The sequence below is a fragment of the Salmonella sp. SAL04214 genome (assembly GCF_046550615.1).
In the GTDB taxonomy this organism is placed as follows: domain Bacteria; phylum Pseudomonadota; class Gammaproteobacteria; order Enterobacterales; family Enterobacteriaceae; genus Salmonella; species Salmonella enterica.
In genome coordinates, this window is the sequence record NZ_JBGDXT010000003.1 from 299924 (window position 1) to 313307 (window position 13384).

Consider the following 13384-nt stretch of genomic DNA (forward strand, 5'->3'; position numbering starts at 1 on the left):
GAGCGTTTTATAGGCGGAGAATGGTTGGATAAGTGTGAAATGTGTCACGCGGAAATACGCTAAATATGGCCAATAAAAAATAATGTGATGGCGATACAATAAAAACGCTCATATCACCTGCGGGTTATCGGTAAACCAGGCTATTTATGTGATTACGACCAACAACGAAGAAGGGCAACGCGATGGTGGAAATTATTCCTGTTAGCACGACGCTGGAACTACAAGCGGCAGATGAAAGTCATGTTCCGGCGCTGCACCAACTGGTACTCAAAAACAAAGCGTGGCTACAACAGTCGCTCGACTGGCCGCAATATGTCACGTCGCAGGAGGAAACGCGTAAGCATGTGCAGGGTAATATGCTGTTGCACCAGCGTGGTTACGCCCAAATGTACCTGATTTTCTGCCAGAATGAGATGGCGGGCGTACTCTCATTTAATGCCATCGAACCGATAAACAAAGCCGCCTATATCGGTTACTGGCTGGATGAGTCCCTCCAGGGACAAGGGATAATGTCGCAATCATTACAGGCGCTGATGACACATTATGCCCGGCGCGGCGATATTCGGCGCTTCGTCATTAAATGCCGCGTTGATAATCAGGCCAGTAACGCAGTCGCACGGCGCAACCATTTTACGCTGGAAGGCTGTATGAAGCAGGCGGAGTATCTTAACGGCGACTATCACGACGTTAATATGTATGCCCGCATTATTGATGCGGATTAAAGGGAACCGACTAAGGGGGTACGCGTAATACGATCCTCGCCATTGATCACTTTTGGGCCGCGCAGGTGAATAGTATTGCCGTCAAAGGCTATCACCGCCGCCCGTCCGCTAATCTCGACCTGGTGCTCAATCAGAATTTCGCCCTGTATACAGGCATGGCCTTCAATCAGCACGCGGTCGTCCAGTAAAATCGGGCCTCCGCGTACCTCAGCATGTCCGCCTACCAGCACATGATGTTTTAACACACAGTTGCCTTCGATTAACGCATGTTCCGCTACCTGTGAGCTGTAGCGAAGGGTAGGGATAGCATCTTCCTCTGTGCCGGCGATAACCCGCGCATGGCCATAGACTTTGGCGCAGTCACAGATCCAGACATTATTGTCTTTGTTGCCTTCGATGAGCGCGAAATCAAAGACCTCCGCCCGGTGCTCAATAAAAGCGAGTGTGATAGTGGCGTCGCCATAAAGCTGTACCTGATGGACAATCCGCGAATGGTTCACGGTGGCGCGATCGTAAATTTGTAAAATCTGCGCATGTTCATGCGTTAGTCCCTGAACGGCGAGAATTTCTGACTGGTTTAACACGCGGGCATCGCCATAAATCGCACACTCTCCGCGCACGGAAGAGGACTGAATGGTGACGTTGTCACTTATCCGTGCGCCATCGCTGATATCAGCGCGATCAATCCAGACGTTATCGCCTATTCGCACGTTATTGTAGAGCGTGCACGGCTGCGTGATACGCGCGTTACCCGTAATTTCCGTGCCCGCAAAGGCCATCGCGTTTTCATCATAAATCCAGCAATCCCCCTGTTGTGACAGCACATTATCGGCATCAACCCAGCCGCCGGAGGTTCCGGCTTTAACATCGTTAAAATCCGTTACGGCAATAACTTGTCGTAATAAGACGCTTTTCTTCTCACCGTCTACCTGATAAGTAAAAGCACGAGGTTCCTCACTCAGTCGATATTTGATCATAGGGAAATTCCGTGTGAACGATTAAGATAACCGTAGCAAAGGTACTGGCGAAACAACCAGAAATTCCATAAAATGCATTTCAAATATACTTTATAAATTAAACAAAATGCGTAATCACAAGCAGAGCGATCGCGTGCTCAATCTGCCTGCGGGCTATTTTGGCATCGTCCTTGGCACTATCGGTATGGGATTCGCCTGGCGTTATGCCAGCCAGATATGGGGAATAAGCCACTGGCCCGGCGACATCATGGTGATCCTGGCGATGATTATTTGGGCACTCTTGACCCTGGCGTTCCTTAGCCGTCTGGTGCGCTTTCCCCATAGCGTGATGGCTGAAGTGCGACATCCGGTAATGAGCAGTTTTGTCAGCCTGTTTCCCGCCACCACGATGCTGGTCGCGATCGGTTTCGTTCCCTGGTATCGCCCGTTGGCCGTTGCGCTATTCAGCGTGGGGGTCGTCATACAACTGGCGTATGCCGCCTGGCAGACGGCGGGACTTTGGCGCGGAGCGCATCCGGAAGAAGCGACAACCCCGGGGCTTTATCTGCCCACGGTAGCGAATAATTTTATCAGCGCTATGGCCTGTGGAGCGCTCGGTTACAATGATGCAGGACTGGTGTTTTTAGGCGCAGGCGTCTTTTCGTGGTTAAGTCTGGAGCCGGTTATTTTGCAGCGACTGCGTAGCTGCGGCGAATTACCGGCGGTGCTGCGTACGTCGCTGGGTATCCAACTGGCGCCCGCGCTGGTCGCCTGTAGCGCCTGGCTGAGCGTCAATGGCGGGGAGGGCGACACGCTGGCGAAAATGTTATTCGGCTACGGTCTGTTACAGCTTTTATTTATGCTGCGATTAATGCCCTGGTATTTATCACAACCGTTTAATGCTTCCTTCTGGAGTTTTTCGTTCGGCGTTTCCGCGCTGGCGACCACGGGGTTACATCTTGGTCACGGTAGTGAATCAGGGCTTTTCCATATTCTGGCCGTCCCGCTGTTTATTTTCACTAACGCTATTATCGCCTTATTGCTGGTTCGTACATTTCTATTGCTGGTGCAGGGGACGTTGCTTATTCGCACTGAGCGCGCTGCACTGTTGAAAACGGAGGAAAAAAATGACCGTTCGTGACGAAAATTACTTTACTGAGAAATACGGATTAACCCGCACGCATTCGGATGTGCTGGCGGCGGCAAAGGTTGTCGCGCCAGGCCGAACGCTGGATTTGGGATGTGGCAATGGCCGCAATAGTCTGTATCTGGCCGCGAACGGTTATGACGTTACCGCGTGGGATAAAAATCCGGCCAGTATGGCTAACCTTGAGCGTATTAAAGCGGCAGAGGGGCTGGATAATCTGCAAACCGACATTGTCGATCTGAATACATTGACCTTTGACGGCGAGTACGATTTTATTCTCTCGACGGTGGTTATGATGTTTCTTGAGGCGCAAACCATTCCCGGTTTAATTGCCAATATGCAACGCTGCACAAAAACCGGCGGGTATAATTTGATTGTTGCGGCAATGGATACGCCGGACTTTCCCTGTACGGTGGGATTCCCGTTCGCTTTTAAAGAAGGCGAATTACGCCGCTATTACGAAGGGTGGGACATGCTGAAATACAACGAAGATGTCGGCGAGCTTCACCGCACGGACGAAAACGGCAACCGTATCAAACTGCGCTTTGCTACGATGCTGGCGAGAAAAACGGCCTGAGCGATGCAAGTTCTGTAAGTCTCGCTGCGTTCGGCATTTTTTTGTCGGGCGCCGCGTTCAAATTGTGCTGTCGTTACCATTTTTAGTGCATCCAGAATGATTTCGTTTTGCTATTATTTCCTTTGCATCATTGCGAAGACTAAAGGGATCGTTTCATGCGTACTCATACTTTATTTAAAGTTGCAGTGCTTACTGGCTTGCTGGCGTTATCCGGCTGTGCGTCTAAAGTCACACAGCCGGATAAGTATTCTGGATTCTTAAAAAATTATTCGGACCTGCAGGAAACTACCTCCGCCACGGGAAAACCGGTGTTGCGCTGGGTAGATCCACATTTCAATGACTCTAACTATGACAATATTGTTTACAATCCGATAACGTACTATCCCGTCCCCAAGCCAACGACCCAGGTCGGGCAGCAAGTTCTTGATAAACTGCTGGCTTATACGAACAGTAAAGTAAAATCAGCAATTGAACAGCGCAAACCGCTGGTTACGACGCCAGGGCCGCGCAGTTTGATTTTCCGCGGGGCGATTACGGGCGTGGATACCAGCAAAGAAGGGCTACAATTCTATGAGGTAATCCCTGTAGCGCTGATTGTGGCGGGCACGCAAATGGCGACGGGCCACCGAACCATGGATACCCACCTTTATTTTGAGGGTGAACTGATAGATGCCGCGACCAACAAGCCGGTCGTCAAGGTAGTACGTCAGGGTGAAGGTAAAGACCTGAGTAATTCCAGTACGCCAATGGCGTTTGAGACGTTGAAACAGGTCGTGGATGATATGGCGACGGATACCTCTATGTTTGACGTTAACAAAAAATAATTCTGCGGCGCCATCGCAAGATGGCGCAAACCCCGGCAGATTAGCGGTCGCCATCAGCCAGACAACGATGGGCGGCGCGTTCTCGTTAATACAGCGTATCCTATCCCGCCAGCGATCAACCCCCAGAATGCCGATCCGATGCCCATCAGCGTTAGCCCGCTGGCGGTGACGAGAAATGCGATGACTGCCGCGTCACGCTCATTTTCGTGAGTAAGCGCCTGATACAGGCTACCGCTAATCGTACTTAACAGTGCCAGACCAGCCAGCATTTGCACCCAGCTAACCGGCAGGGCGACCATCAGCGCGGTTATCGAACCGCCAAACCACCCGGCAAGTAAATAAAAAACGCCTGCGGCGGCGGCGGCTAACCAGCGACGCGTTGGATCGGGGTGCGCGTCCGGGCTTTGACAAATGGCGGCTGTAATGGCGGCAATGCAGATAGAATAAACGCCAAATGGCGAAAGCAGCAGCGCCAGCAATCCGGTAAAAATCATTAACGGAGAGACAGGAAGCTGATAGCCAGACGCCTTCATTGTGGCGACGCCGGGGGCGTTTTGCGATGCCATCGTCACCAGGAAGAGCGGTACCGCGACGCTCAGGCTTTGAACGAATGAAAAGTGGGGGGGAACGAAGGTGGGCCACACCGGCGCGAAATGAATACCGCTCATCGCCACCTTACCCTGGATGAGCGCCACCGTTATTCCCATCACCATGGCAGCAATAACGGCATAGCGGGGCGCGAATACTTTAAAGTGTAGCCACGCCAATAGCATACCGCCGCACATGACAAATTCTCCATTGAGCGTCCCGAACGCCTGCAGGCCGAAGCGTAGCAGTATTCCCGCCAGCATTGCGGCGGCAAGAGAATGGGGGATTATCCGCATCAAACGCGCAAACAATCCCGTGACGCCGCACAGCACAATCAGGGCATTGGCGACAATGAATATGCCCACGGCATCTGGCAACGATAATCCCTGAAGCCCTGTCACCAACAGGGCGGCGCCAGGCGTTGACCAGGCGGTTAAAACCGGCGCACGATACCACAAGGTTAACGTTAGTGTGCTTATGCCCATGGCTATACCGAGGGCGGTCATCCAGCCGGCGATCTCTGCGGGTGTTGCGCCAGCGGCAAGCGCCGCCTGCCAGATAATGGCGGCGGAACTCGCATAGCCGACCAGAACGGCGACCAGACCAGATAATACAGTAGGTAACGGCAGTGATAACAGACGCATGATCGCCTCTTGTGCGTTATAACGGTCAGTCAATGTAGCATTGTGCGTTATAGCGTACAAGTGATACGCTATGGTCTTACAGGGGGGGAAAATGGATAACCTGACACACTATCTGGCGACCACGTTAAGAACGTTACGCCATCAGCGAGGCTGGAGTTTATCGCGTCTGGCGGAGATTTCCGGCGTCTCAAAAGCCATGTTGGGGCAGATAGAGCGTAATGAATCCAGCCCGACAGTCGCAACGCTGTGGAAAATTGCGACGGGCCTGAACGTTCCATTCTCAGTGTTTATTTCGCCTCCGCAGGCCGAATTTCCGTCAACCTTCGATCCCCAGCAGCAAACGATGGTAATCACACCGCTGTTTCCGTGGGACCCTGAACTCTGTTTTGACTATTTTTCCCTATTGCTGGCGCCAGGCGCGGTCAGCGAATCAGCGCCGCATAAAACCGGCGTTATCGAACATGTGGTGGTGATTCAGGGTCGGCTGGACATGTGTACTGGTGGGGTATGGCAAACCATAGACGCCGGTAAAGGTTTGCGTTTTGCCGGCGATACGGCGCATACCTATCGCAACAGTAGTGACCAGACGGTTCATTTTCACTCGCTGATCCATTACCCGCGTGATTAAGCGGGAAAACTATTTCGTTAGTTTGCGCTTCTGACTACAATAGCCGCCATTTCGCTGCTATTGGATAAGAAAGACTGTATGCGCCAGCAACCTCACTATCTCGAATTGTTAAGTCCGGCCCGTGACGCCGCAATTGCTCGCGAAGCGATTTTGCATGGCGCAGATGCCGTCTACATCGGCGGACCCGGTTTTGGCGCACGTCATAACGCCAGTAACAGTCTGCGCGATATCGCCGATCTGGTCCCGTTTGCTCACCGTTACGGCGCCCGGATTTTTGTCACGCTGAATACTATCCTGCATGATGATGAGCTGGAGCCCGCGCAGCGGTTAATCACCGATTTGTACAACACCGGGGTGGATGCGCTGATTGTGCAGGATATGGGCATTCTGGAACTGGATATCCCGCCGATTGAGCTTCACGCCAGTACACAGTGTGATATTCGCAGCGTGGAAAAAGCGAAGTTTCTTGCCGATGTCGGTTTTTCACAGATTGTACTGGCGCGCGAGCTTAATTTGAGTCAGATAGCGGCTATTCATCAGGCTACTGACGCCACGATTGAGTTCTTCATTCATGGCGCGCTGTGTGTCGCTTATTCTGGGCAGTGTTATATCTCTCATGCGCAAACCGGGCGCAGCGCCAATCGGGGCGACTGTTCGCAAGCCTGTCGTTTACCGTATACGTTAAAAGACGATCAGGGGCGGGTGGTCTCTTACGAAAAACATTTGCTATCGATGAAAGATAACGATCAAACGGCTAACCTCGGCGCGTTGATCGATGCAGGCGTACGTTCCTTCAAGATTGAAGGGCGCTACAAAGACATGAGCTATGTCAAAAACATCACCGCGCATTATCGTCAGATGCTGGACGCGATTATCGAGCAACGTGGCGATCTGGCGCGTGCGTCGGTTGGTCGGACCGAGCACTTTTTTGTTCCCTCCACGGAGAAAACCTTCCATCGCGGCAGCACCGACTATTTTGTTAACGCGCGGAAAGGCGATATTGGCGCATTTGATTCACCAAAATTTATTGGCTTGCCGGTAGGCGAGGTGCTGAATGTGGCGAAGGATTATCTCGACGTAGAAGCTACGGAGCCGTTGGCGAATGGCGATGGTCTGAACGTGTTGATTAAGCGTGAAGTGGTGGGTTTTCGTGCCAATACGGTGGAGAAAACCGGTCATAACCGCTACCGCGTTTGGCCAAATGATATGCCTGCCGACCTGCATAAAGTCCGTCCGCATCATCCGTTGAATCGTAATCTGGATCATAACTGGCAGCAAGCGCTGACAAAAACCTCCAGTGAGCGCCGTGTGGCGGTTGATATCATGCTGGGCGGCTGGCAGGAACAGCTTATTCTGACGCTGACCAGTGAAGACGGTGTCTGCATCACGCATACGCTTGATGAGGTATTTGAGGAAGCCAATAACTCTGAAAAAGCGTTGAATAACCTAACAGCCGGACTGGCGAAGCTGGGACAGACGCCTTACTACGCGCGTGATATGCAGGTGACATTACCGGCGGCGTTGTTCGTGCCAAATAGCCTGCTCAATCAGTTCCGTCGGGAGGCGATTGATATGCTTGACGCGGCGCGGCTGGCTCATTATCAACGAGGTCGTCGGAAACCCGTGGCGCAGCCTGCGCCGGTCTATCCGCAAACGCATCTCAGCTTTCTCGCTAATGTCTACAACCACAAAGCGCGGGAATTTTATCACCGTTACGGCGTACAATTGATTGATGCGGCCTATGAGGCGCATCAGGAGAAGGGCGAGGTACCGGTCATGATCACCAAACACTGCCTGCGTTTTGCGTTCAACCTTTGTCCAAAGCAGGCGAAAGGAAATATTAAGAGCTGGAAAGCCACGCCGATGCAGTTGGTGCATGGCGATGAGGTACTGACGCTAAAATTCGACTGCCGCCCTTGCGAAATGCATGTCATTGGCAAAATTAAAAACCACATCTTAAAAATGCCCCAGCCCGGCAGCGTTGTCGCTTCAGTGAGCCCTGAAGCGCTGATGAAAACGCTGCCGAAGCGCAGGGGCGTTTAATTAACGAAAATAGCTCTCTGGTTTGCGCGATTTCTGCCAGTTGTGGTGCTCGCGCAAGCCTTCCGCTGATTCTTCCGCTGCCGCCCGTAATTCATCACTGTCGGCTTCGTGTCTAAGCTGGTGCCCTCCCGTCGCAAACCATACGAATGCGTGGTCTTGCTGTTTCGCCAGTAACTGGCCTGAAAACAGCGCACAGGTCAGTAAAACTACTGATAACGTTTTTGTAAACATCATGCCACCTTCCAGTTACGTCGTGAGGCTATGATGCCAATAATTTCTTTGAGTTATTATTCAACACTTCAAATTAGCGAAAACGGTTTGTCAATAAGTGCGATAAGTTGTATGAGAAAATATACTTATACTCAGTATCTCAATTATAAAAATAACGAGCCAATTCGCTCCATGCGAAATTCATTATTCCATGGAAGTATATTTTAAAGTTATTCTATTAGATGGTTTTGGTATTGCCAGGGGATTGTAAGCCATAATAATTTATGGTGTGGTCAACTCTGGTGATGAGCCTCATTTTTTGTTGTTTCAACGAGTGAAGATAAATCTTCAGAAAAAAGGCTGTTATGAACTTGTAGCGCTACATATTCAACAAGGTCGTTTAAACATAGCAGGTCATGAGAGGAATTTTCCTCAAGCATATTCATTAATATCTCATTCTTAAACAAACATGAATAAACTAGTTGAGTAACTGAGCTTTGTGTATGATTTGCATGAAATGTTGCATTCTTTAAGTTAGTATTCTCAATAACCTTTGCGGCTATTTTGTTTTTAATAGCGTCGTCAATAGATGGTACACCTGCCTGGGCGATGCCCAGATTAATCCTGGAGGAGATTGCGGCTTTTCTTTCCTGTTCCTTCCAGTCACATAAATTACCCTTTTCTGCCATGTCGATAAGCGTCTCTTTTATATTTTTTAGGTCGACGGGAAATGTTATACCGCCGGATAGCGAGAGTAGTAACCGCTCAGGGAACAAGCAACATAGCTCTTCACAAACATAAGTGCTAGCTTTTATATTAATATCAGAATATCTTTTCAGGTGGGCAGACTGAGTATCAACACAGAGTACTGTTCTATTCATTATCTCATAATAGTAGTGATCCTGGCGTATCACAATGCATAACGGAATATCTTCGCCATCTTTAATGCAGAGATTTGTATATTGATACTCAGCATCTTTATAGTGCTGAAAATGGAAATTTCCTCTGCATGACGGTGATGATAATTCATATAACTTGCAAAATAAATCAAATAAACGTTGCGCGTCAGGCGGAGAGGCAACATCACATAATTCCTTTATATATTGATCGGCAGCAGATCTTCGCGTGCTACAGAAAAAATCTTTAATCTTTTCCCATAGTAACGTAAAGAAGGAGCGTTGAGAGATGGCACTTTGAGAAAACATCTCACTTTTTAAAAATCCTCTCCCGATAGTAATTGGCATAATGTAGACCACAAGTGATTATATGAGACTTCATTACTGGAATAGGTGGTATTCGAAATATTATACCATGTTGCCCATCGATTTGCTTATCAGTGAAATACCTGATTTTTGCTTTGTCCTGAACCGTCAACATTATTGTTAATATCGACCCGTAGCTTTAGTCATGCCCACGTCTCCTGGCCATGAAGTATGTCAGGTAAAACGAATGAAAGTAAAATGGTTTTCTTAATTCTCACATCATCATGTACCATGAGTAATGATTAATTACGCGCTATATTATTTTTAGAGAAAGTAAATAGTTGCTCAACCGTGTAGAAATTGTCTTATAAGAAGTTAAACTAAAAGTATTATTAGGCTAACAACAATGAGATATTTAGCGGCAGGGCATAAGGCCAATACTGATAGCACTTATGATATAAATACCTTACTCTTTAGTTTTTGTCTTAATTATATTTGTTGTAACGATTAGCTGACGGGTTTATTTCCAGTTGGGTGATAAGACTATAAAAACCTGCGAGGAGGCTCAAAATGAAGAAATCAGATGGTGAAATTCACGAAAAGACAGCATCCTGGGGCATTTTGCAGTCAGAATGGCTAAAAAAATGTGGACGGCTATTATTGCTGTTACTTTACCGCTTCGTTATCGGATGGGCTTTTTTTCAGTTACTCGCCATGATTGTGGCAGGGATATTTTTGTTAGGCGTATTATTATTTCATCCCATAATATTTGTACAGACTATCGTAATCACTGAGAAATTAAATCATGCTTCGCTTGATTTATGGCATATCCTTAAGTTATGCCTGTGGCATTACGGTATCATCGCAGGGTTTATTTTTATGGCGGAGTGTACGTTAAGTAAAAGTATACGGCAGGTTCAGCGCTTGTCCAAAAAGTTTGGGGCGCAGGATTTTTCTTCACGCCCGTGATCCGCCGCTGCAACCTGCGTTCTTACTGAATAATGGCTATGATCAGCAGACCGAATTATCTCGGTCCGAGGGGGATTCTATGTGTTTGCACAACTGCGGTGAATCGTAATTTCAGATGCATTATCGCCGACAATTGACGCGTTCCTCACTAATTGCCTTCCTGACTATATAGTGGTCTTATCTTTGACAAAACAATGTTATTTAGTTATGGAAGGCGACAACAACTGTACTACTGATTATCAAATAACCTTTCTGGTCAGGTAGACTCGCCTTTGTGAAAACACATCGTTATCTGTGTTCCTGGGACTCACTCCCTTGCCGCCTTTAAGCAACTCGAATTATTTTGGGTATAGAACAGGCGGCGTAATGGTCATATAAGCAAAATATAACCTCTCCGTTTGTGATAAGGCACAGATTACAGGGGGGAATGATGTTTATTTTAACCATCTGTTTAAGCGCTGTCCGCTAATCTTTACCTGCTCAAATACATAATCACCCCTGTGACTCTCGCGAGGTGTAACATATGGTAAAATGCGTATCTTCTTTCCTCCTGTTCAGCCTGTTGTCCTTTCAGGCAATGTCAGCTGAAAGCCATATTGATCTCCACCAGCCAAAAGACTTTGTCGATATTACTACGGTCGCCCCCGACGTACAGGTAGACATGCGATACTTCACTTCCCATAACTTTATTGGTCGCCCCATTAAAGGCTATAACGCGCCTGTTTGCCTGTTAACACGACCAGCCGCAAACGCAGTGAAGCAGGTCGCCGATCGTTTACGCCCTTTTGGACTTACCTTAAAAATATATGATTGCTACCGTCCGCAAAGCGCAGTGAACGACTTTATCGCGTGGGCCAAAGATCCTTCTCAAAACCAAATGAAAAACGAATTTTATCCGCTGGTAGAGAAAAAGCGTCTGTTTGATGAAGGTTATCTTGCCGCCCGATCCGGCCACAGTCGGGGAAGTACGCTTGATCTAACGATTGTTCCACTTGACAGTAAAATACCAATATACGATCCCGGACGACCACTGGTGAATTGTACTGCGTCCGCGGCGCAACGCTCGCCAGATAATAGTCTGGATTTTGGTACCGGCTTTGACTGTTTTAGTCCGTTATCCCATCCCGATAATGCCATGCTTACCGCTCAGCAACGCGCGAATAGGTTGTTATTACAAACATTGATGCGTGATGCGGGCTTTACGCCACTGGATACTGAATGGTGGCACTTCTCCCTTACTCATGAACCATACCCGAACACCTGGTTTGACTTTCCCGTTAAGCAGAGACCCTGAAACGGCGTTTTGTTGCGAAATCTAATCATTACGCCTGTTGGGAAGCACCATAACAGTTAGCAAATCATTGTTAATTTTAACAACTGATATACACTGCGGTTGCCACCTGCAAGCAGCGCTCAATGAGAACGAATAATGAAAAAATATCAACGTCTGGCGGAGCAAATTAGAGAACAAATCGCCTCTGGCGTTTGGCAACCCGGCGATCGATTACCCTCGCTGAGGGAGCAGGTCGCCAGTAGCGGCATGAGTTTTATGACTGTCGGTCATGCGTACCAGTTGCTGGAAAGTCAGGGACGGATTATCGCCCGTCCGCAATCCGGTTATTATGTCGCGCCGCATCCGGTTTGTCGGTCAGTCGCGACGGCAGCGCACGTTATTCGGGATGAAGCCGTAGATATCAATACCTATATTTTTGAGATGCTGCAGGCCAGCCGTGATACCTCAGTGGTGCCCTTTGCTTCAGCGTTTCCCGATCCGCGCCTGTTTCCCTTGCCGCAATTGAACCGCTCTCTGGCGCAGGTCAGTAAAACCGCGACGGCAATGAGCGTCATCGAAAACTTGCCGCCAGGTAATGCAGAATTGCGCTATGCGATAGCACGCCGTTACGCGCAGCAGGGGATTACCGTTTCTCCTGACGAGATTGTCATTACCGCCGGCGCGCTGGAAGCGTTGAATCTTAGTTTACAGGCGGTGACGGCGCCGGGAGACTGGGTGGTGGTGGAGAACCCCTGTTTCTACGGTGCGCTACAGGCCCTGGAGCGATTGCGCCTGAAAGCGTTGTCGATACCTACCGATGTTAAAGAAGGTATCGATCTTATGGCGCTGGAACAGGCGTTACAGGAATATCCGGTGAAAGCGTGCTGGTTAATGACCAACAGTCAGAATCCATTAGGGTTCACGCTGAGTGCTGAGAAAAAAGCGCGGCTGGTCGCGTTACTCACGCACCATAACGTGACGCTAATTGAAGACGATGTTTATAGCGAACTCTACTTTGGCCGCGAGAAACCTCTGCCTGCCAAAGCATGGGATCGCGACGATACCGTGTTGCATTGTTCATCTTTTTCCAAATGTCTGGTTCCCGGTTTTCGCATTGGCTGGGTTGCGGGAGGAAGCCATGCCAGACAAATTCAGCGTTTGCAGTTAATGAGCACATTATCTACCAGTTCCCCCATGCAATTGGCGTTAGTGGATTATCTCTCGACACGTCGATATGACGCGCATCTGCGCCGATTGCGAAGGCAGCTTGCCGAACGTAAACAGCAAGCCTGGCAAACCCTTTTGCGCCATCTCCCGGCGGAAGTAAAAATTCACCATAACGATAGCGGTTATTTTCTTTGGCTGGAGCTACCTGAGCAGCTTGATGCCGGTGAACTTAGCGCCAAAGCGCTTGAACACCTTATCAGTATCGCGCCGGGGAAAATGTTTTCAACGTCCGGCGCCTGGACGCGTTTCTTTCGTTTTAACACCGCCTGGCATTGGGGAGAACGGGAAGAACAGGCCGTAAAACAGCTTGGCAGCCTGATTCGCGAGATGCTGAGCGCTAAAAGCCTTGTGTGAGGTGGAATGCGTGTCAGCTC

Annotated in this window: 13 protein-coding genes and 1 pseudogene; 10 read left to right on the plus strand and 4 right to left on the minus strand. The window is 49.1% G+C overall.

The window, feature by feature from the left end; genetic code table 11:
- Positions 1–182: 182 nt before the first annotated feature.
- Positions 183–722 (plus strand): 50S ribosomal protein L7/L12-serine acetyltransferase, encoded by a 540-nt coding sequence (gene rimL, locus ACLJQD_RS07230; protein ID WP_017441322.1) that lies wholly within the window; start codon positions 183–185, stop codon positions 720–722.
- On the opposite strand, the gene ydcK is transcribed toward rimL, so the two are convergent.
- Positions 719–1699: a YdcK family protein gene (gene ydcK, locus ACLJQD_RS07235; protein ID WP_017441323.1), complete on the minus strand. Its 981-nt coding sequence runs from the start codon at positions 1697–1699 to the stop codon at positions 719–721. The two genes, rimL and ydcK, sit on opposite strands and share 4 nt — an antisense overlap.
- A gap of 106 nt (positions 1700–1805) precedes the next feature.
- On the opposite strand from ydcK, the gene tehA reads away from it, so the two are divergent.
- From tehA to ACLJQD_RS07250, 3 genes are all read left to right on the plus strand, one after another.
- Positions 1806–2819, plus strand: a complete 1014-nt coding sequence (gene tehA / locus ACLJQD_RS07240; protein WP_001244002.1) for a dicarboxylate transporter/tellurite-resistance protein TehA — start codon at positions 1806–1808, stop codon at positions 2817–2819.
- Complete coding sequence (gene tehB / locus ACLJQD_RS07245) at positions 2806–3402, plus strand: tellurite resistance methyltransferase TehB (RefSeq protein ID WP_000218277.1); 597 nt, start codon at positions 2806–2808, stop codon at positions 3400–3402. Before tehA ends, tehB begins: the two co-directional genes overlap by 14 nt.
- Positions 3403–3557: 155 nt before the next feature.
- The gene (locus ACLJQD_RS07250; protein WP_017441324.1) at positions 3558–4226 is read left to right on the plus strand and encodes a DUF3313 domain-containing protein; all 669 of its coding nucleotides are present in this window, start codon (positions 3558–3560) and stop codon (positions 4224–4226) included.
- Positions 4227–4279: 53 nt separating this feature from the next.
- Here the strand turns inward: ACLJQD_RS07250 and ACLJQD_RS07255 are convergent, their stop codons facing one another.
- Positions 4280–5458 carry a benzoate/H(+) symporter BenE family transporter gene (locus ACLJQD_RS07255; RefSeq protein WP_017441325.1) on the minus strand — a complete coding sequence of 393 codons (1179 nt, stop codon included), beginning with the start codon at positions 5456–5458 and terminating at the stop codon, positions 4280–4282.
- A gap of 91 nt (positions 5459–5549) precedes the next feature.
- Here ACLJQD_RS07255 and ACLJQD_RS07260 point away from each other — a divergent pair, with 91 nt between their 5' ends.
- On the plus strand, positions 5550–6086 hold the full coding sequence (locus ACLJQD_RS07260) for a helix-turn-helix domain-containing protein (protein WP_017441326.1): 537 nt from the start codon (positions 5550–5552) through the stop codon (positions 6084–6086).
- A gap of 78 nt (positions 6087–6164) precedes the next feature.
- Positions 6165–8129, plus strand: a complete 1965-nt coding sequence (locus ACLJQD_RS07265) for a peptidase U32 family protein (RefSeq protein WP_017441327.1) — start codon at positions 6165–6167, stop codon at positions 8127–8129.
- Here the strand turns inward: ACLJQD_RS07265 and ACLJQD_RS07270 are convergent, their stop codons facing one another.
- Both ACLJQD_RS07270 and sifB read right to left on the minus strand, forming a co-directional pair.
- Entirely contained in the window at positions 8130–8360 is a 231-nt protein-coding gene (locus tag ACLJQD_RS07270) for a YncJ family protein (RefSeq protein ID WP_001537894.1), read from the minus strand. It abuts the gene before it with no gap.
- A gap of 272 nt (positions 8361–8632) precedes the next feature.
- Positions 8633–9583 (minus strand): SPI-2 type III secretion system effector SifB, encoded by a 951-nt coding sequence (gene sifB, locus ACLJQD_RS07275; protein WP_017441328.1) that lies wholly within the window; start codon positions 9581–9583, stop codon positions 8633–8635.
- Positions 9584–10111: 528 nt separating this feature from the next.
- On the opposite strand from sifB, the gene ACLJQD_RS07280 reads away from it, so the two are divergent.
- The 4 genes and pseudogenes from ACLJQD_RS07280 to ycdR all read left to right on the plus strand — a co-directional run bounded on the left by ACLJQD_RS07280 (position 10112) and on the right by ycdR (position 13364).
- A complete protein-coding gene (locus ACLJQD_RS07280; RefSeq protein ID WP_001649405.1) occupies positions 10112–10510 on the plus strand; it encodes a hypothetical protein in 399 nt (132 codons plus the stop codon).
- 32 nt (positions 10511–10542) lie between these two features.
- A pseudogene (locus ACLJQD_RS07285) lies at positions 10543–10774 on the plus strand (hypothetical protein).
- 259 nt (positions 10775–11033) lie between these two features.
- Positions 11034–11804 carry a M15 family metallopeptidase gene (locus ACLJQD_RS07290; RefSeq protein ID WP_001649408.1) on the plus strand — a complete coding sequence of 257 codons (771 nt, stop codon included), beginning with the start codon at positions 11034–11036 and terminating at the stop codon, positions 11802–11804.
- A 135-nt stretch (positions 11805–11939) separates the two neighbouring features.
- On the plus strand, positions 11940–13364 hold the full coding sequence (gene ycdR / locus ACLJQD_RS07295; RefSeq protein ID WP_000760692.1) for a GntR family transcriptional regulator YdcR: 1425 nt from the start codon (positions 11940–11942) through the stop codon (positions 13362–13364).
- Positions 13365–13384: the final 20 nt, after the last annotated feature.